The sequence below is a fragment of the Paenibacillus sp. FSL H7-0442 genome, assembly GCF_038593105.1.
Lineage (GTDB): Bacteria > Bacillota > Bacilli > Paenibacillales > Paenibacillaceae > Paenibacillus > Paenibacillus polymyxa_D.
In genome coordinates this window covers 69,283-87,930 of the sequence record NZ_CP151963.1, presented here as the reverse complement: position 1 = coordinate 87,930, position 18,648 = coordinate 69,283, and the positions used below count along the sequence as shown (strand labels likewise).

The following is an 18,648-nucleotide window of genomic DNA, read 5'->3' as shown; positions in this document are numbered from 1 at the left end:
AGTCAGGAGGACAAAAGGACAGTTTAACGTACGCTTCCACCCCGTCATTGATCCAGTGAAACAATTTCTTCCGCCTCAACCACCAATCGATCCCCTACGGAAGCCCGACCGCTTCCGAGAATATAGCCCCGCCGACGCTTGATCACTTCAAAATAGAGATCAATTCGGTCTCCAGGCTTGGCCAAGCTGTGGAATCGAATTCCATTGAGGTTAGTCAGGTATGAAATGCCTTTTTTATCAATCGCAGCGAATGCCGCTAATTGTGCAAGCGACTCCACAATCAACATAGGAGGCATGTATGGGTTAGTGTCAGTAATGAACCACTCACTCCAGGTGACAAGCTTGTATCCCTTCGCCCATTGCGACGTTTCGTACCCGGTCACGCCATCCAACAGAAGAAATGGGTACCGGTGCGGAAGCACATCCGGGATATGGATTAGCTCTTCGCTCACAGGCTTATTCCCCTTCCCACTTGCGAACAGCAAGGCAGACGTTGTGCCCTCCGAAACCAAATGAATTGCTAATCGCCGCGCGGACCTCGCGTTCCTGATATACATGCGGCACAAAGTTCAATTCAGGAGCCTCAGGATTGTCGCAATTGAGTGTCGGTGGTACTTTGCTGTGAATCATACTCTGCACAGTCGCAATTAATTCGACTGCCCCTGCACCGCCCATTAAATGACCAGTCATGGATTTAATAGACGATATCGCCAAACGGGGGGCATGCTCCCCGAATACTTTTTGAATAGCATTAATCTCCATACGATCATTAAATGGCGTACTCGTACCGTGGGCATTGACGTAGTCGATTTCCTGCGGTGTTAAGCCGCCATCCTGCAGTGCGATATTGATCGCTTCTGCCGGGCCGGAGCCAGAGGGATCTGGAGCCGTGATATGATACGCATCCGTTGTGCATCCGTAACCCACAACTTCGGCCAGAATGGTGGCTCCGCGGTTCAAAGCATATTCCAACTCCTCCAGCACCAAGACTCCTGCTCCTCCACCGATGACGAATCCATCGCGATCCACATCAAACGGACGACTGGCCTTCTGCGGCTCTTCATTACGTCTGGAGAGAGCATGGATATTCGCAAAAGATGCCAGATCAAGCTGACTAAAATTGGCTTCTGCTCCACCAGCAACCACGACATCAGCCGTACCGTACTGGATCGTACGTAATGCTTCACCAATGGCATTACTTCCTGTGGCACAAGCCGTAACCACAGCAAAAGAAGGCCCCTTGGCTCCGATAGCAATGGAGATTTCACCAGGTGCTGAATTAATCATCATCGAGGAAACAAAATAAGGAGAAACTCTTTTGGGACCAAGCTTTGTTAATTTCCCATAGTTCTCCTCTATAACGTCGAGGCCGCCTGCTCCAGAGCCGACAATAACCCCCACGCGACTTGCATTCCGCTCATCAATCACTAATTTCGATTGCTCCACTGCCTGCCGGGCAGCCGCCAAAGCAAACTGAGTGAACTGTGCAACTTTATTAGCTTCCTTCTTGCTCATATATTGCAATGGGTCAAAGCCCGTAACCTGTGCACCGATCTTTGTCGGAATGTCCGCTGTATCGAAAGCAGTGACAGGTCCGATTCCACTTTTTCCTTCTAACAGTGAATTCCAGAAATCCGTAAGATTAAGCCCGACCGGCGTTACGACTCCCTGTCCAGTCACTACAACACGTCTTCTCACTGTATCCACGTCCTTCGTTGAAATTAATTCTTGGAAGCCTGTTGCTCGTAGAGAGGAAAGTCGCCATACACATGACTGATTTTTTCATGCACATCCGCAAGATCAGCATATACCTCGACGACCACAAGCTTGTTCTCCTGATACTTTTGCCAAGCAAGCTGAAGCTGTTCCCGTGCCTCTCCCTTACTCCGAATTGCAAGGCTTTCCACAAACTCGTACTGAGGAATTTGAATTCCTGTCTTGGCCGCCTCAGAAACAAACGGGAGGGACTGCCCTGTGAGATGCTTATAATTCATCTGATTCTGTAACCAACCATACCCACCATTATTGAGTACGACATAGATTAATGGTATTTGATACTCCACCGCCGTCATAAAATCCGAACAGAAGAGATTGAACGCACCGTCACCTACAAGTGCCACTACTGGACGTTGTGTTGCCACGCTTGCTCCCAGAGCAGCCGCCGCACCGAATCCAAGACTCGTTTGATCACTAGGAACAATCGAAAGAGAGCCTTGGGCAAAGCGGAAATATGGATAAAAATAGGACCACATATCCTGCAATCCATTCTCTTGAAGAAGCACCAGATTTTCGGGGAACTCCGTCTGAATCATGTCCAACAGCTCAGGAACGTGGATCCCAGGAGCCTTTTGCAATTCCTCCAGATAGATAGCCCTATGAGAAAAAGCCTTCTCTTTACAGCTCCTGATTGTTTCAAGCCACACTCCATCAGGCTTCTGCCCTAGCCGATCATGCCATTGCTCCACTGCTGCATATCCATCACCAAGCACTTTGATACCCCTGTATTCGTGTGCAAAATCCTCCAGATTTACATTGACTTGAATCAAAGGTGTATCCTGTAGCAGAATATCCCACTCGAACGTAGCCGTTTCTTCCAAGCGGCTGCCCAGTGTGATCACCACATCAGATTCCTTCCAGATTTGTCTTAGACTGAGATCCGTATAGAGTCCGGCAACACCGCAGAAAAGTTCGTGTTCTTCATCCACTACACCCCGTCCCGAGGCAGTTGCGAACAAGGCCGCTCCATGTTGGTGAGCGAACCGCTCAATCACATCACCTGTACCTGACTTCATTCCCCCTCCGACTAGAATGAGCGGCCTGCGCGCCGTCTTTATAATCGCCCAAGCCGCATCCAACTCCCGACGAGACGGAGAGCACGACAGCTTTTCTGGTGGGGTAAACTGAAGCCCTGTTGGCACAGGCTGGTCCATCAGGTTTTCAGGGAGTTCGATATAGACAGGACCCGGTGCTCCATTGATAGCCAAAAAGGCAGCCCGCTCCATCGCCCATACAAGCCGATCCACATGCTCGACACGATAAGCCCATTTTACGAGCGGCTTCACGAGTGAGATTTGATCGGCTTCCTGAAAGGATCGGGTACCCAGCTTGTCTCCGCCAGTACCAAGCGCCAGAAGCAGGAGCGGAGCGCCCAGGTTCTTGGCTTCCAGCAGCCCTGTAAGTGTATTACTGAGCGCAGGGCCTTTCCCCACAACACATACGGACATCTGGTTGGTGGTGAGCGCATAACCTGCTGCCATGAACACAGCATTACGTTGATCTTTGCACAAAATAAAATCCATACCGGATGAGGGGAGTGACGATACGATTTTGAGATCATCACTTGGTAATCCAAAGAGATGCTGAACCCCAGCCGATTTTAAGTAGCCAATAATGGCATCCCAGGGGAAGAAGCTCGCAGTCATACCAAACTCCTCTTTTCCGACAAATATTCTGCGACAATTTCTGAAATCAAGATCGGCTTCGAAATGAGCTTGAAATCGTAAAAAATATAGTTCGACATCGTGCCGTAGCCACCAAAAGGCTTATTGCCTTGATCCACATCCTCAAGCGTCTGATTAATGGTCAATGTGTGCTTCTTTCGTAGAACGTCAGTCAGGTGCTCCGATCCGTATAAGCTGCAACCCATTGCACGTTCACTGAAATAACTGGAGGAAATACGCTTGATCAGTTGCTCGTCGTCTTGGTAGCTAACTACATTGAAGACTGGCGAAAAATACTCAATAATCTCCAGATTCTGATCCAATTCACTATATACAACCGTTGGCTCCATCTTTTTCGTACGGAAATCAATGCCGCCGCCGTAAATAATAAATTTGTCGTTCGTGTTAAAATACTCAGAAACCGAATATAGCGTGTCTTTGTAGAATATAGGGGTATAGTTTGCGTTCGGATCATTGTTGGCTCCAAACACGAGTTGGTCAAGCTGTTGAATCAGCAGATCTTTGAAATGCTCACTCACATCTTGATGTACCAGAATGATGTCGGGGCCTAGGCAGTCTTGTCCAGAGTTGAACAATCTCATTCGGATTACATCGGTAACCGCCAGCTCCAGATCTGCATCAGGCCCGATAATGAAAGGATTTAGCCCTTGTCCGTAAAAAATGTAGAGCTGATCTTTTCGAATCTGTTTTTTGATCTTCTCTGCATTGGTATAGCTTCCGGTGAACACCACAATATCAGCTGGCATAACGGAATTCTCCATGAACACCTTCTGGCTAACTTTACGAATATAGATGGGTAATCCATGTACAGCCTGAAGCTTTTCATGCAGCATGTTGACGTACTCATTTACGTGAGAAGAAGGGCGAAAGTCTATATTTTCAACGTACAGGGACGGAATCAAAAGGTATAATGCATAGGAGTATAGAATGACGTTGGAAGGCATGAATACAGCCATAGATCGTTGCCGACTTGGCTGATAGATCTGCACTTCTTGCAGAGCACCTTGAAGTGTGAGGATCGTGGAGTCAATTTCTGCATTGGCGGCCCGATAGGATGAAAATTGCGTGAGAATATCCATCACTTCCTGCCGATTTTCAATCAAATAATTGAGGCATTTCAGAATAGATTCATGCCTTTCCAAAAACAGTGTGTTTTCTGCCAATTCTGGATTTATATTCATGGCACATTCTCCCTTTCCTATATGCGGTTTTGGTAAATATCTTGCTATACCTTGCGAGAAGCAACTTTTCCCAGGGCAATACGCTCCATCTCCAAACGATCCACTTTTCCATTGCGATTTAAAGGAAAGTGGTCAAGCGGAAGCAAAAGATCGGGAAACATGTATGAAGGGAGCACACGATTTATTTCTTTGCGGAGTACAGACAAGGCTTGCAAGGATTCGCCTTCGATGAAGGCAACAAGTAATGTCCCTTTAGCCTCATCCTCCAAGGTGATCACGCAGGATCGGTAACCTAACGAACCAATCCGGTCCTCAATATAGACCGGAGATACCATATAGCCCATCCGGTTGACCGTCTTGCCGCTGCGTCCAATGACATACAGCATTCCGTCATCCAGATAGCCCAGATCCCCCGTCTTGAACCAACCGTCCTGTAGAACGGATTGCGTCAGGTCTGGACGATTCAGATAACCTTCCATGCATCCAGCACTGCGTATCCACACTTCGCCTACGACACCGTCCGTCTGCTGTTTGCCTGTAGAATCTAGTATTTTCAAATCCACACCAGGTAATGGTAGTCCACAACCCTTCGGACACTCTAGCGTCCCCAGCGTAACGTTGCCCAGTTCAGAAAGACCGTAACCATTCAGCAGGGGCTGTCCAAATATGTTGTTAAATTTCTCTTCAAGGTCTTGGGTAAGTGGAGAACCGCCTACGCACCACATGCGCACCGGGGCTTCCTTGACCATTTCCAGTTGTTCGGGTTTTCGGTTTAGCATACGCAACAAGGTGTAAAAAGCAGAGGGGTTAGCATCTACGACCGTCGCCCGGTCTTTCGTAATACTTGCAATGACGCTCCAGAGGTTTTTTGGATTGCAGATGATGAGAGAACATGAGGTTAACCACCAGGAGAAGATAAGTGAGATTCCATAAAAATGAGAGAAAGGCACAACGGGGAGCATATGGTCAGACGGTAGGTAGTTCATGGCGTGTATGGAATGCCTGATGTTCTCCATAAAAGCTGAACCAGCTTTCACGATTCCCTTGGGTTTTCCCGTCGTACCTGAAGAATACAGAATGAGCGCATCTGGCCTCTCGCACCACTTGTTAAAGTCGAGGGCTTCAAGCTTTGGCTCTCCCACCCAATCCGGGTGCACTGTTTCTTCTTGAATCAGATCTTGAATCAGAATAACGAGTGCATGAGGAAGTTCTAAATCGGAATCCGTAAGGATGCAACAGGCATCCGCTTCATCATAGATTTGGGCCACCTCATCGAGCACAGTCTGCTCGTCCACCACAGTCACCGAAACAGCGATATTGCACAGGGAGAACAGAGACACAACAAACCAATAAGAATTGGCCGCTTTCAGAATCACTCTACCGTCTTCGGGAATGCCTCTGAGAGTCAACATCCGGGAGAAGATCGTAACGTCTCGCTCCAGACGCTCCCTGGTCATAATTCCTTCAGATGAGATAATCCGGCAATCCGTATGCGTAATAAGCACAACGTTCCCTCCTTACATCCCCGTAATATGGTATCCAGCATCTACATGGATAACTTCACCCGTAATGCCTCTCGATAAATGGGAAAATAGGAATAACGCCGTATCTCCGACTTCAGACGTATCAACCGTCTTGCGTAAGGGCGTAGTTTCTTCAATATGTTTGAGCATTGTGTTAAAATCCTTAATGCCATAGGCAGCCAAAGTCCGTATCGGACCAGCGGAAATCGCATTTACACGAATGCCATATGTGCCCAGATCATTCGACAGATAGCGCATGCTGGCTTCCAGTGAAGCCTTCGCCACACCCATAACATTGTAATTTTTGATCGCTCGTTCTGCGCCAATATACGTCATGGTGACGATACTCCCACCCTCTGTCATCAGTGGGTACACTCGACGGGATACAGCAGCCAAGGAATAGGCGCTGATTTCTTGTGCAACGGCGAATCCCTCGCGAGAAGTGTCAACGAACAAGCCATCCAAATCCTCAGCCTTAGCATAGGCGACACTGTGAAAATAACCATGCAACACGCCTACTTTTTCTTTTAGAAAATCCGCCAATGCATCAAGCTCTTCATTGCTTTGTACATCGCAAGGACAGACCAGTGCTCCCGGAATGGTTTCAGCAAGCTTTAGTACCCGCTCTGCAACCCTCTCATTTTCGTAAGTAAAAATGAGTTGTGCCCCTTCAGCAGCTAAAGATTGAGCTGTCCCCCAAGCAATACTCCTGTTATTAGCCACGCCCATAATCAAAATGTTCTTACCGCTCAGTAGTACTGCCACAGAAACCACCTTTCTTTTTTTACATTATTAAACAAAATAACAACTTAATTGCGTATGTCTACATTTATAGACATATGTAATCTTTCCTGGAATATTATCGCGTTAATTGCCAAACTTAGATAGGCGACGTTTTAGGCAAATCACAAAATTTATTTTAAAATTTGTGTAACACATCATGTATGCTGTCTGTCATCTCACAAAAAATAATTGTGTTGCTTCTGTTGGTCTGTGTTCAAATCGAAAGGGATACATGTGTGTGAAAAAAGATAGCGAGGCGAAAATAAGGTGACTGTCAAAGTAAGTTAAACATAAAATCCGCATATTTTTGTAAATATTTACATTCCGATGACAGACTCACCCCACTACCGGAAGTAACCACTTCATTTTCACCAACAATGACTCTCCCGATTTGAACATCCTGAGTGACCAGCCAGATATCATCTAAGTGTAAAACCTTAACCTTTATAGACTACGCTTTTGTTTTTTGGGAGCTAAAGTGTAGCTAAAGGAGACAACAAAGTCGATTACCAGAACGATCGCCCATGTTTGCATAATGCCCTCCAAAGACGCCGTACGCTGTGGATCATCAACATACACAATGATGGCGAGCAACAAAGCATTACCTATAGCCCAGCCCAAAAGGTGAAGCAACCAACCTATCCGTTCCTCTTTTGCATGAGCAGCACCATACTTGCGTTCAGGCTTGGGTCCCTTACCAAACCAATGGGAGAACCGTACATCCGCCCACTTAATTAACCTATGACCAAATGCTACTGTAATACCAAAATAACAGGCCGCCAAGCCAGTAGCAGTCGTAATCTCCATGCCACTTTTCACCGTGATGAACACCGCAATTAGTAACAGGATATCAATAATTGGGGTAAAGAGTAAAAGAAGCCCACCTAATTTCTTCAACCCAAACATATACCTTGCGACTAACCCTGCAACAACAAAAACCCAAAACAAAACCTCAGCACTAATAATAAATAAATACATAATGGACGATTCCTTTCAAATTAGAAATTGGTATTCACCTCAACTATCCCCCTTTCATGCCCACTATCATACAATATTATACATAATATTCCTAGTATTTTGTCTATAATTACATAAAAGGAAACAAATAGCCGTTTTTTCTGTGAAAAACAGTATCTGTTCAAACTATTTCGTCTCGTTCTCAAAATGGGCATTTTACATCATATGCTACCCATAAAGAATGATGATGATCTGAAATGAAAAAAGATGTACCTATGCTACTCAGCACGGGTACATCTTTTTTACAGATACATTATCCAATTACAATATGCCCTTCGGGACGACGGTACAATGTCTTGGTCGAGCGTGGACGAATGGCATAGGCAATCGTAAGAGGACCAATCCGACCAATAAACATGGTCACACAAATAATCAGCTTGCCTGCATCAGACAATCCTGGCGTCACTCCTACGGACAACCCTACCGTTCCAATTGCGGAAGCAGCCTCAAATGCCAGGGAGAGAAATGGGCCATCCTCTGTCATTAAGAGCAGTATAACCACAATCGAGAATATAAATAGGGCTAGTACAATAATGGTCAGCGCCCGCATCATGATATCTTTGGGGACCCTATGACGGAAAAACACGATTTCCTTCTGTCCTCGCATGACGGCGATTAGCGCACCTACCATAAGCAGAAACGTAGTCGTTTTGATTCCTCCTCCAGTTGAGCCTGGAGAAGCACCGATAATCATCAGCAACATAATAAAAAACTGACTTGCCTGCCTTAACCCGCTGATATCGACTGTGCTCGTACCCGATGATCTCGTGGAGACCGATTGAAAGACAGCTCCATATACTTTGCCTTCCCAGTTCAGTGCACCCAAGGTTCGTGCATTGGTAAACTCAAAAATAAATAAAACCAGCGCACCAATCACAATGAGCACTCCCGACACGCTTAGCACCATTTTGGAGTGTAGAGACAGTCTCCGGGTACGGCGAAAATCGAACAGATCGCTAAGCACCAGGAAACCCAAGCCTCCTGATATAACGAGCACAGATGCAATCATATTGAAGACAAAATCTCCAGCGTATTGTTGGAAGCTAGTCCCGAACAGATCGAATCCCCCGTTATTAAAGAGGGATACGGAATGGAATATTCCATAATATATCGCTTGTCCGACAGGCATTTCTCGCATCCACCGCAAAGCCAAGACAACGGCAGCTATCGCCTCAATGGTAAAAGAAAAGATCAGCACCTTGCGAATAATACGCACGATCCCTTCCATGCTATCGGCATTAATAGCCTCCTTAAGCAGCAACCGATCCTTCAGCGATAATCGCCGCCCCAATAACAGCGCAAACAAGGTCGCTAAGGTCATAAACCCCAGCCCGCCTAGCTGCATCAGCACCAAAATGACGGTTTCGCCAAACATCGTATACGTTGAATCGACGTCAACGACGACCAGTCCTGTGACACAAGCGGCTGAGACGGACGTAAAAAGCGAATCAATCCAATGCGGAGCATGACCACTATGATTGGCAACAGGAAGCATCAGTAGCAAAGTACCCAATGCAATAATCAATAAATATCCAATGACCAATATAAAAGGAGGCGATGCGAACCGACTAAGCTTGACGCTGCGTTTCATTAGAGTATTCTCTCCATCCGTTCTTATGAAAAAGAGGAACAAGACACGGGAAACCCGGCTGATCCTCTATATTCATAATGTTATGTTATTCTACTGTACGGTTACGCATATGCGGGAAAAGCAGCACATCGCGAATGGAAGGCGCATCTGTCAGCAACATGACCAAACGATCGATGCCGATGCCCAATCCGCCTGTTGGCGGCATACCGTATTCCAAGGCGCGGATAAAGTCATCATCCATTTCATGAGCCTCATCGTTACCGTGCTCACGTTCCAGCAATTGAGCTTCAAAACGTTGGCGCTGGTCGATTGGATCATTCAGCTCAGTAAACGCATTCGCATGCTCACGAGCGACCACGAACAGCTCGAAGCGATCCGTAAACCGCGGATCTTGTTCGTTTTTCTTGGCCAACGGCGAGATTTCAACCGGATGTCCAGTAATAAAGGTCGGCTGAATGAGCGTTTCTTCTACGAACTGCTCAAAGAATGCATTCAGGATATGGCCAAAGGTCATGTGTGGTTCGACCGGAACTTTGTGCTCTTTCGCAAGACGATGAGCTTCTTCATTACTCATCTGCACGCTAAAGTCTACGCCTGTTACTTCTTTAACAGCATCAACCATGGAGACTCTGCGCCATTGCGGCGTCAGATCCACTTCCTGGCCTTGATATTGAATGTGCTGTGTGCCCAGTACTTCTTGCGCAATATGTGCAACCATGTTTTCCGTCAATTGCATGATATCTTTATAATCAGCATACGCTTCATACAGCTCAATCATCGTAAACTCAGGGTTATGGCGGGTCGAAATACCTTCATTACGGTAAACACGACCGATCTCATATACCTTCTCCATTCCGCCGACAATTAGTCGTTTCAAATGGAGCTCAATAGCAATACGCATATAAAGCTGCATGTCCAATGCATTATGGTGCGTAACAAATGGCTTCGCCGCCGCTCCGCCAGCAATGGAATGTAATGTTGGGGTTTCAACTTCCAAATAGCCGAGCGAATCGAGATAACGACGCATGGATTGAATAATACGGGACCGTGTAATGAACGTTTTTTGTACTTCAGGGTTCATAACCAGATCGACATAGCGCTGACGGTAACGCAATTCAACATCTTTCAGACCATGATATTTCTCTGGTAATGGATACAAGGATTTGGACAAGACCTCAATATCCAGCACTTTGATTGTCGTTTCGCCTGTTTTGGTCTTAAAGAGCACACCCTTAACACCAACAATATCGCCCAGATCCAAAATGCCAAATGCTTTATATTTGGATTCAGGTACTGTGTCTTGACGAACATAAATTTGAATACGTCCGCTAAGATCCTGTATATGAGCAAAGCTGGCTTTTCCCATAACACGTTTAGCCATAATGCGGCCTGCTATGCTAACTTCAATATTCTTTTCTTCCAGTTCTTCCTTAGTCAAACTGTCATACTTGCTCAGTAGTACGCCCGCTTCAGCCGTGCGTATGTATTTGCGTCCAAAAGGATCAATGCCCAATGAGCGAAGCTCGTCCAATTTGGCACGACGAATTTGCAATAATTCACTTAATTCCTCGCGGTTTTCTTGTGTTTCCTGGTTAGTAGTTTCATCCGACATGGTGCTAAATCAGCTCCTTCAATATGAATAGACGGGCCGGGGTCCGTCCGGGTGTAGAGAAAAAAAGCTTCCACAAGGAAGCTTTTACATTAAATTCCAAAGTCCGTGTCTTATTTCTTGATATCCACGATTTTATATTGAATAACGCCTGCTGGAACGGTGACATCCACAACAGTTCCCTTTTTCTTACCGAGAATTGCCTTGCCAACCGGACTTTCATTCGAAATCTTGTTCTGTAGCGGGTCAGATTCGGCAGAACCTACGATAGCATACTCTGTAATATCTCCGAATTCCAAATCTTCAACAGTCACAGTTGCGCCTACTCCCACAACATCGGTGTCAATTTCATCACTATTGATAATGCGGGCATTGCGTAGCATCTTTTCCAACGTAATTACACGGCCTTCAATAAAGGCCTGCTCATTCTTCGCATCCTCATATTCGGAGTTTTCACTAATATCTCCGTATCCGATGGCTACCTTAATCCGTTCAGCCACTTCGCGGCGTTTGACAGACTTTAAGTTCTCAAGCTCATCTTCGAGCTTCCTAAGACCTTCCTGTGTCAGAATGACTTCTTTATCGCTCATCTTAACCGATTCTCCTGTCATGGGAAAAGTTTAAAAGTGCATCGGAATGCACGCTTTCAAAACATAATATGCCACTCTGAGGGAATGAGAACATTTCCTGCTGTTGTCTTGAGAGCTGCACACAATTTGTAGCATACATCAAGATTTTATACTGAACGATTATAGGGCAAGCAATTGGAAAAGTCAATCGCGCGCACAGGCAGGAACATCTTCCTTATTGCGCAACAGCAGCAGGAGATGCAGCACTTGTAAAAGGCTCATCGTTTTCTACCATGTGCAATTGAGATACAAATTGATCCAAAATACGTACCATATCGTCGCGCTTTGTTTCTTCCATAATGACATCCTTAATACGTGCTGAACCTTTAAGCCCCTTGAGGTACCAAGCCAGATGCTTGCGCATTTCACGAACAGCTACTGCTTCACCCTTCAAAGCAACCAGACGATCCATATGCAGAATGGCAATACGAATTTTTTCTTCCGGTGAAGGATCGGGCAACAGCTCACCTGATTGCAAGTACTCAATCGTACGGTAAAGCATCCACGGATTTCCCAGAGCACCGCGTCCGATCATAACGCCATCACAATTGGTCAAATCCAGCATACGGCGAGCATCTTCCGGTGATGCCACATCGCCATTTCCAATTACAGGAATGGAAACTGCTTCTTTAACTTCTTTTATAATATCCCAATTCGCAAGTCCCGTATACAGTTGCTCCCGTGTACGGCCATGTACGCTAACGGCCTGTCCTCCGGCACGTTCAACAGCGCGAGCGTTCTCTACGGCATAAATATGCTCACTATCCCAACCAATACGCATTTTCACAGTAACCGGCTTGTTTACTGATTCCACTACCGCCGATACCATTTCATAAATCTTGTTTGGATCGAGCAGCCAACGAGCACCTGCATCACATTTGGTCACTTTGGGAACCGGGCAACCCATATTGATATCAATAATATCTGCATTCGTTTCCTGATCTACGACCTTCGCTGCTTCCACCAGAGTTTCACGGTCGCCTCCGAAAATTTGCAAGCTAAGCGGCTTCTCGCGCTCATCTACAAACAGCATCTCACGTGTACGCTTGTTGCCGTGAATGATCGCCTTATCACTAACCATCTCTGCACATACCAAGCCTGTACCGAATTCCTTGGCGATCAGGCGAAAAGCAGGGTTGCACACGCCTGCCATCGGAGCCAGAACGACTTGGTTTTTCATTTCAATACCGCCGATTTTCAACATATCTGTTCACCCCTTTATTCTTTCTTTTGTATCATTATTTATCGTCATTCTGTCAGTTCCCGGACTTCAATTTCTAGCGTTTGGGCGATAATGTTCAGCATGTCTAAGTCTATTGTACGATTGCCTCGCTCCACAGCACCTAATACAGTCAAAGATATACCGGTACGCTCTGCCAACTCCTGCTGTGTGAACCCTTTTAGTTTCCGAAAGGCGCGGAGTCGTTGCGCCAGCTGCATGTTTTCCAAAGCTGTATGCCGTCCTTTCCATCCACAGAATTCAATGCAGTATGCACGATACTGTACAGACCGGACGGATCTTGGTTCGGAACGATGTCAGCCAAGGGAACCAGTACAAAAGCACGCTCCAACATGCGAGGGTGAGGAAGCTCCAAATCCGGTGTAGCCAGTTGTGCCGCTCCCATCCATAACAAGTCCAGATCAATGGTTCGTGGACCATTAGGAATATGTCTTACTCTCCCCAGACGACTCTCCACCTCCAGCATATATACCAGAAGCTCCTCTGGAGCAAGTGTTGTAGATAGGGCTACCGTCATGTTCAAAAAAGAAGGTTGATCCAGATACCCAACAGGCTCTGTTTCGTACAGGCTGGAGCACCGTATTACCCGGATACCCGGATGTTCGTCCAGCGCCGTAATGGCTTCATACAGGGTATGCTCGCGCTCCCCCAAATTAGCCCCTAAAGCAATATAAGCCTCTGATGCCTCAGAGGTCGAATGTGCATTCATGTATCGTTCCTACTTTCTTGCGCGATAAAGCTCAACCGTCACGCCTTGAAAATGAATATCAAATGGCGGATGCGGCTTCGTGACTTTGACAGTCAGTGCATTGACACTAGTATAAGTGTCCAGTAGGGAAGATGCAATACGTTCGCCCAAAGCTTCAATCAATTGGTAAGACTCCTTTTCTACAATATCTTTAACGGTGTAATGCACCTCGGCGTAATTAACCGTTTTGTCCAAAGCATCCTGCTCACCCGCTTCACGCAGATCAAGCTCCAGTTCCAAATCAATATAGTAACGTTGTCCCAGCTTACGTTCCTCTGGAAAAACGCCATGATATCCGTAATACTCCATACGATGCAATTTCATTTTATCCATTGTGGGTAGGCCCCCTGTTATTTATTAGATTTTTCTAAATAAGCTCAACTAAAGGTGTACACGCGGCGCCACTACGCGGTCGGATGGTACTTCCCATCGCTGTTGTGCCCAGATTTCCCTATATTAGGGTAAAATGGTTGGAATCCTGGCACAAAGGCGACCGCTTCGCTTGTACAGCACCATTCCGTCCACTTCGTTTTCGTTCTACTATTTTTTCCGTTCTTCTTACATTAATTTCTCTCTAAAAAATACAGTGACTTTATGGTGCGTTGTAGCGGAATGAAGGATTTGAATCCGGAGAAGCGTAGCGCTCGCCTCCAAAGCTTTTCAAGGAAAAGCTACATCGTAAGCATATACTCAACGGGATTCCTACAGTTGCATGTTTTACCAATTCAAAAAATCCCGTTGCAACAGCGATCACAGGATCAAATCATTCATGAAGCGTCTCCTAACCACCATAACTCAGTGCATTTTTAGACCCGTACACCATCGCATCACACATACGTACGGTGCGCTTGATTTGTGCCACATCGTGTACACGCACAATCTGGCACCCTTGAGCAATGCCAAAAGCAACAGTAGCTGCCGTGCCCTCCACCACATCATTCACAGGCAAATCTAGTGCTGTACGAATAAATCTTTTGCGCGACGTAGCCAATAACAGCGGAAAGCCCAGCTGACTCAATCTATCGAGAGAAGTCATGGCATGAATATTTTCATCGTAATCCTTGGCAAAACCGATGCCTGGGTCTAAAATAATCTGTTCCTCACGTACACCCGCATCCAGTGCTAATCGGATACTTTCTTTTAAATCGGACAGCATATCAGAAACCAAATCACTATAGTTACGGTCATGACGATTATGCATCAAAATGACCGGGCAATCGAATTCTGAAGCTACACGTGCCATATCAGGGTCTGCCTTAAACCCCCACACATCATTAATGATATGTGCGCCAGCTTCGAGTGCCTTTCTGGCTACTTCAGCTTTGTAAGTATCTACAGATAATGGAATGTGCGGTGCGATACGATGGATGGCCTGGACGACCGGAATGACCCGAGCCAGCTCCTCTTCCACACCTACTGGATCATGACCGGGACGGGTAGACTCCCCGCCAATGTCAATGATATCGGCTCCATCCTCCACCAGCTTCAATGCATGTAAAACAGCAATCTCCGGGTTATAATGTAATCCTCCATCGGAAAATGAATCCGGGGTCACATTCAGTATACCCATGATCTGTGTGGAATGTCCGAGTGTAAGCTCGGCATCCCCCATTCGGTAACTACGTTGATAAAGGGTCGGTATGTTCACTTGATCCCTGCTTTCTGTCTATAATCGTGCAACAACAAAGCTGTTATGGACCTGGGCTGCGTCAAGGGAACCGAAAAATGATTCGTTGTTCCTCCCGGCTCCAACAACAAATCCACGGGCCGTATTTCTTGTATAGAGTTGGTCATAAAAATTTCATCAGCCTGTTTCAACTCGTCCCAGCGGTACAGGCCCTGCTCACAAGGAATGTCTCGCAGATGCGCCAGCTCCAAAATGAATTCACGCGTAATGCCTGGCAGAATCCCTGTAGACAAGTCAGGGGTATACAGCGTATTATTCCGCACAAAGAACAGATTGCTGACCATTCCCTCTGCCAGGAAACCATTGGCCGTAAGCATCATTCCTTCAGCCTTATAACGGACAGCTTCGGCATACTGCTGAAGTTCCCGTTTCGCAAGAATATTATTCATATAATGGAGCGACTTCAAGCGAACCTCACCCTCTGGAGTGTTTCTGGGGATTCGCAACAACTGAAGCGCCGATGGGGAAGTCGATTGCCCAATTTGTGTATTGGTAGAGGGCAACGGCTTGGCAAACAAAATATGGTTGGGACGCGTATAGTCACCCGTCGGCAATCCTAGCACCTCTTCACCCGCTGATACGGTGTAACGGATGTAGGCTTCATCCAACCCATTTGCCACCATCAGATGCTGGATGTGTTTCGTAAGCTGCTCCTCATCAGGTTGAAAAGGAATGCCGAGCATTCGGCAGCCTTCCTGTAGTCGATGCAGATGCCGATCCAGCAAGAATGGGGCACCCTTGTAGGTGCGGAATGTTTCAAACAAGCCCATTCCGTATAAAAAGCCGTGATCACTTACGTGAACCACGGCTTTTGCGGCTTCCGTGAGGACGCCGTTGACTCCGATATATTTCATGAATCAAACGCCTACCTTGCGTTTTAGGAAATTGCGTAACAGCTGATGCCCGTAATCCGTAATAATGGATTCTGGATGGAACTGAACTCCTTCTACGGCAAATTCTTTATGCCGCAAACCCATAATTTCACCTTCTGCGGTTTCAGCGGTGATCTCTAGACACTCAGGCAGACTCTCGCGCTCTACCAGCAATGAGTGATACCGGGTTGCTGTGAACGGAGAAGGCAAGCCTTCAAATACTGACGTATTGTGATGAAGAATCGGTGAGGTTTTACCGTGCATGAGTCGTTCAGCCCGGATAACCTTACCGCCAAAAGCCTGTCCGATGGCCTGGTGGCCGAGGCAAACGCCAAAAATCGGAATGCGACCTTTAAAATGGCTGATCACATCCAGTGATATCCCTGCCTCATTCGGCGTGCATGGACCCGGCGAGATCAAAATATGCTCTGGTGCCAGCTCTTCTATGCCTTTCACATCAATCTCATCGTTCCGTTTTACGGTTACTTCTTCGCCAAGTTCACCCAAATATTGAACAAGATTGTACGTAAACGAATCATAATTATCAATCACCAAAATCATACGACTCACCCTCCTGTGATACCGCTTCTGCTCAAAGCGGCTTCTTCTTCACCACATTGTACCGCCTTCATGACAGCTCTGGCCTTGTTCCGACATTCCCGATATTCCCTGTACGGGTCTGAGTCAATGACGATCCCCGCACCTGTCTGTAAATAGGAAGTGCTGCCTTTAACAGCTAGTGTTCTTATTATAATATTTAATTCCATATTGCCGTTATAGTCAATCCATCCAAGGGACCCTGTATAAGGACCCCGACGAACGGGCTCTAATTCTTCAATAATTTCCATGGTACGCACCTTGGGTGCCCCGGTAATGGTTCCGCCTGGAAAGGTAGCCGCAATTACATCTATAGCTGTACGACCCGGGGCTAATTTTCCCTCAATCTGAGATACCAGGTGCATAACGTGCGAATAGTATTCGACAGTCAGCAGTTCAGGCACATGCACCGATCCGTATTCGGCAATCCGTCCGATATCGTTACGCTCCAGATCGACGAGCATAATATGCTCGGCGCGTTCTTTTTCGCTTGATAGAAGCTCTGCTGCCATAGCGGCATCTTCATCCGGTGTTAGCCCCCTTCTTCTCGTACCTGCAATAGGTCGGGCGCTCACACGTCCACCCTCTAGCTTCACCAACAATTCTGGCGAGCCACTAACGATCCGTAAATCTGGCATACGCAGCATACCCATATAAGGGGAAGGATTCAGCAGACGAAGCCATTCATATATATTTTCAGGGAGGGCTGTAAGCGCACGTTGCTGACGAATCGACAAATTAACCTGGAATACATCCCCTTGGGCAATGTATTCCTGCACACGTTTCACGGCTTGTTCAAAATCTTGTTGGTTGAATGCCGCTGTCCAACCTTCAGATTCTTGATGAGCAGCCTCTAGCCCTTCTCCGGCGAGCCTAGCACAACGGCGAGGATGAGCTGGATCAGTCTCTCCCGCATGTATGATGTTCTTCCACTGAGTCAGCATGCGTTCTGCACGTTGGACCGCTTCCGCATAGAGTTTGCCAAGTATCGATATGGTCTCATCCACCATAAGCTCATTAGCCAAATCAGTCTGGCTACTGAATTCACCGGAGCGGGCAGGATTGGGCATATGAACAGCACAATATATGCAGGATTTTTCGTGATCATAAATCCATAGCTCATCCACCCTCATCCATACATAATCAGGTATGCCCGTATCGTCTGCAGCTTGAGATGGCAAACGCTCCAACGAGCGAGCTACATCGTATCCAAGATAACCCGCAAATCCTCCAGAGAAAAAGGGCATGCCAGGTACACGCGGTGCACGGTAAGGAGCGATCCAGTTGTTCATGATTTTCAAAGGTTGACCATGTAGATCTCCATGCTTCCCACTTTGCAAATCAGTCCAAACTGCATGTTCTCCCTTGCCTTCCAATATAGCAACCGGATTTAAGGCCAGATAGGTGTACCTCCCACCTTTAGCGCTCTCCAGCAAAAAAGCATATGGCGAGGAATCCTCCCAAGCCTTCCGCCACGATGACGGTAGCCCTCCCACGGGTAATGGGTACTCAGCGATATAGGGAAGTATGCTCCAGCCCTCCTCCTGCCAAACCTGCCACTGCGCCTCCGTCACTCTAGCTGTCGATTTCATCCGTGTGTGCTTCCCCTTCCCTACTTTTCAATAAGTCTACATTCTCTCCTTAAAAAGAAACCCCCACTCCCCTGCAACAGGGAAATGAGGGAATCCTTACGTATAGTATACACAATTA

18 protein-coding genes are annotated in these 18,648 nt (G+C 46.8%); all 18 read right to left on the bottom strand.

All coding sequences use genetic code 11. The annotated features are described in order from the left end of the window. Positions 1-44 precede the first annotated feature (44 nt). The 18 genes from MHH57_RS00415 to MHH57_RS00330 all read right to left on the bottom strand — a co-directional run bounded on the left by MHH57_RS00415 (position 45) and on the right by MHH57_RS00330 (position 18,530). Positions 45-452, bottom strand: a complete 408-nt coding sequence (locus MHH57_RS00415) for a 3-hydroxyacyl-ACP dehydratase FabZ family protein (RefSeq protein WP_025721676.1) — start codon at positions 450-452, stop codon at positions 45-47. 4 nt (positions 453-456) lie between these two features. Next, a complete protein-coding gene (gene fabF / locus MHH57_RS00410; RefSeq protein ID WP_013308168.1) occupies positions 457-1,698 on the bottom strand; it encodes a beta-ketoacyl-ACP synthase II in 1,242 nt (413 codons plus the stop codon). A gap of 23 nt (positions 1,699-1,721) precedes the next feature. Next, positions 1,722-3,422: a thiamine pyrophosphate-binding protein gene (locus MHH57_RS00405; protein ID WP_069011243.1), complete on the bottom strand. Its 1,701-nt coding sequence runs from the start codon at positions 3,420-3,422 to the stop codon at positions 1,722-1,724. Then, positions 3,419-4,642: an aldehyde dehydrogenase family protein gene (locus tag MHH57_RS00400; RefSeq protein ID WP_341038278.1), complete on the bottom strand. Its 1,224-nt coding sequence runs from the start codon at positions 4,640-4,642 to the stop codon at positions 3,419-3,421. The genes MHH57_RS00405 and MHH57_RS00400 overlap by 4 nt, the downstream gene beginning before the upstream one ends. Before the next feature lie 44 nt (positions 4,643-4,686). Further along, positions 4,687-6,147, bottom strand: a complete 1,461-nt coding sequence (locus MHH57_RS00395; protein ID WP_341038277.1) for a class I adenylate-forming enzyme family protein — start codon at positions 6,145-6,147, stop codon at positions 4,687-4,689. A gap of 12 nt (positions 6,148-6,159) precedes the next feature. Beyond that, positions 6,160-6,930: an enoyl-ACP reductase FabI gene (gene fabI / locus MHH57_RS00390; RefSeq protein ID WP_029514642.1), complete on the bottom strand. Its 771-nt coding sequence runs from the start codon at positions 6,928-6,930 to the stop codon at positions 6,160-6,162. A gap of 462 nt (positions 6,931-7,392) precedes the next feature. Continuing rightward, complete coding sequence (locus MHH57_RS00385; RefSeq protein WP_318628332.1) at positions 7,393-7,926, bottom strand: hypothetical protein; 534 nt, start codon at positions 7,924-7,926, stop codon at positions 7,393-7,395. A 292-nt stretch (positions 7,927-8,218) separates the two neighbouring features. Next, the gene (locus MHH57_RS00380) at positions 8,219-9,556 is read right to left on the bottom strand and encodes a TrkH family potassium uptake protein (protein ID WP_342434699.1); all 1,338 of its coding nucleotides are present in this window, start codon (positions 9,554-9,556) and stop codon (positions 8,219-8,221) included. 85 nt (positions 9,557-9,641) lie between these two features. Next, positions 9,642-11,168 carry a lysine--tRNA ligase gene (gene lysS, locus MHH57_RS00375; protein WP_029514639.1) on the bottom strand — a complete coding sequence of 509 codons (1,527 nt, stop codon included), beginning with the start codon at positions 11,166-11,168 and terminating at the stop codon, positions 9,642-9,644. Positions 11,169-11,278: 110 nt separating this feature from the next. Next, positions 11,279-11,755, bottom strand: a complete 477-nt coding sequence (greA, locus tag MHH57_RS00370) for a transcription elongation factor GreA (protein ID WP_013308160.1) — start codon at positions 11,753-11,755, stop codon at positions 11,279-11,281. Between the two features lie 214 nt (positions 11,756-11,969). Next, positions 11,970-12,998 carry a tRNA dihydrouridine synthase DusB gene (gene dusB, locus MHH57_RS00365; RefSeq protein ID WP_209950323.1) on the bottom strand — a complete coding sequence of 343 codons (1,029 nt, stop codon included), beginning with the start codon at positions 12,996-12,998 and terminating at the stop codon, positions 11,970-11,972. Positions 12,999-13,042: 44 nt separating this feature from the next. Then, positions 13,043-13,243 (bottom strand): helix-turn-helix transcriptional regulator, encoded by a 201-nt coding sequence (locus tag MHH57_RS00360; protein ID WP_185156379.1) that lies wholly within the window; start codon positions 13,241-13,243, stop codon positions 13,043-13,045. After that, positions 13,195-13,743, bottom strand: coding sequence for a 2-amino-4-hydroxy-6-hydroxymethyldihydropteridine diphosphokinase (gene folK / locus MHH57_RS00355; protein ID WP_029514636.1), 549 nt, complete (start codon positions 13,741-13,743; stop codon positions 13,195-13,197). The genes MHH57_RS00360 and folK overlap by 49 nt, the downstream gene beginning before the upstream one ends. Positions 13,744-13,752: 9 nt before the next feature. Continuing rightward, positions 13,753-14,115: a dihydroneopterin aldolase gene (gene folB, locus MHH57_RS00350; protein ID WP_013368705.1), complete on the bottom strand. Its 363-nt coding sequence runs from the start codon at positions 14,113-14,115 to the stop codon at positions 13,753-13,755. Positions 14,116-14,563: 448 nt separating this feature from the next. Next, on the bottom strand, positions 14,564-15,430 hold the full coding sequence (folP, locus tag MHH57_RS00345) for a dihydropteroate synthase (protein ID WP_342434698.1): 867 nt from the start codon (positions 15,428-15,430) through the stop codon (positions 14,564-14,566). Continuing rightward, the gene (locus MHH57_RS00340) at positions 15,427-16,323 is read right to left on the bottom strand and encodes an aminotransferase class IV (protein ID WP_029514633.1); all 897 of its coding nucleotides are present in this window, start codon (positions 16,321-16,323) and stop codon (positions 15,427-15,429) included. Before MHH57_RS00340 ends, folP begins: the two co-directional genes overlap by 4 nt. 3 nt (positions 16,324-16,326) lie before the next feature. Then, positions 16,327-16,902 (bottom strand): aminodeoxychorismate/anthranilate synthase component II, encoded by a 576-nt coding sequence (gene pabA / locus MHH57_RS00335; RefSeq protein ID WP_013308153.1) that lies wholly within the window; start codon positions 16,900-16,902, stop codon positions 16,327-16,329. Positions 16,903-16,907: 5 nt separating this feature from the next. Next, positions 16,908-18,530: an anthranilate synthase component I family protein gene (locus tag MHH57_RS00330; RefSeq protein ID WP_342434697.1), complete on the bottom strand. Its 1,623-nt coding sequence runs from the start codon at positions 18,528-18,530 to the stop codon at positions 16,908-16,910. Positions 18,531-18,648: the final 118 nt, after the last annotated feature.

Excerpts from the sequence above, each read along its gene's own strand:
- MHH57_RS00405 (WP_069011243.1), bottom strand. The coding sequence starts at position 3,422 with ATGACTGCGAGCTTCTTCCCCTGGGATGCCATTATTGGCTACTTAAAA.
- MHH57_RS00400 (WP_341038278.1), bottom strand. The coding sequence starts at position 4,642 with ATGAATATAAATCCAGAATTGGCAGAAAACACACTGTTTTTGGAAAGG.
- MHH57_RS00385 (WP_318628332.1), bottom strand. The coding sequence starts at position 7,926 with ATGTATTTATTTATTATTAGTGCTGAGGTTTTGTTTTGGGTTTTTGTT.
- MHH57_RS00380 (WP_342434699.1), bottom strand. The coding sequence starts at position 9,556 with ATGAAACGCAGCGTCAAGCTTAGTCGGTTCGCATCGCCTCCTTTTATA.
- lysS (WP_029514639.1), bottom strand. The coding sequence starts at position 11,168 with ATGTCGGATGAAACTACTAACCAGGAAACACAAGAAAACCGCGAGGAA.
- greA (WP_013308160.1), bottom strand. The coding sequence starts at position 11,755 with ATGAGCGATAAAGAAGTCATTCTGACACAGGAAGGTCTTAGGAAGCTC.
- dusB (WP_209950323.1), bottom strand. The coding sequence starts at position 12,998 with ATGTTGAAAATCGGCGGTATTGAAATGAAAAACCAAGTCGTTCTGGCT.
- folK (WP_029514636.1), bottom strand. The coding sequence starts at position 13,743 with ATGAATGCACATTCGACCTCTGAGGCATCAGAGGCTTATATTGCTTTA.
- folB (WP_013368705.1), bottom strand. The coding sequence starts at position 14,115 with ATGGATAAAATGAAATTGCATCGTATGGAGTATTACGGATATCATGGC.
- MHH57_RS00340 (WP_029514633.1), bottom strand. The coding sequence starts at position 16,323 with ATGAAATATATCGGAGTCAACGGCGTCCTCACGGAAGCCGCAAAAGCC.
- pabA (WP_013308153.1), bottom strand. The coding sequence starts at position 16,902 with ATGATTTTGGTGATTGATAATTATGATTCGTTTACGTACAATCTTGTT.
- MHH57_RS00330 (WP_342434697.1), bottom strand. The coding sequence starts at position 18,530 with ATGAAATCGACAGCTAGAGTGACGGAGGCGCAGTGGCAGGTTTGGCAG.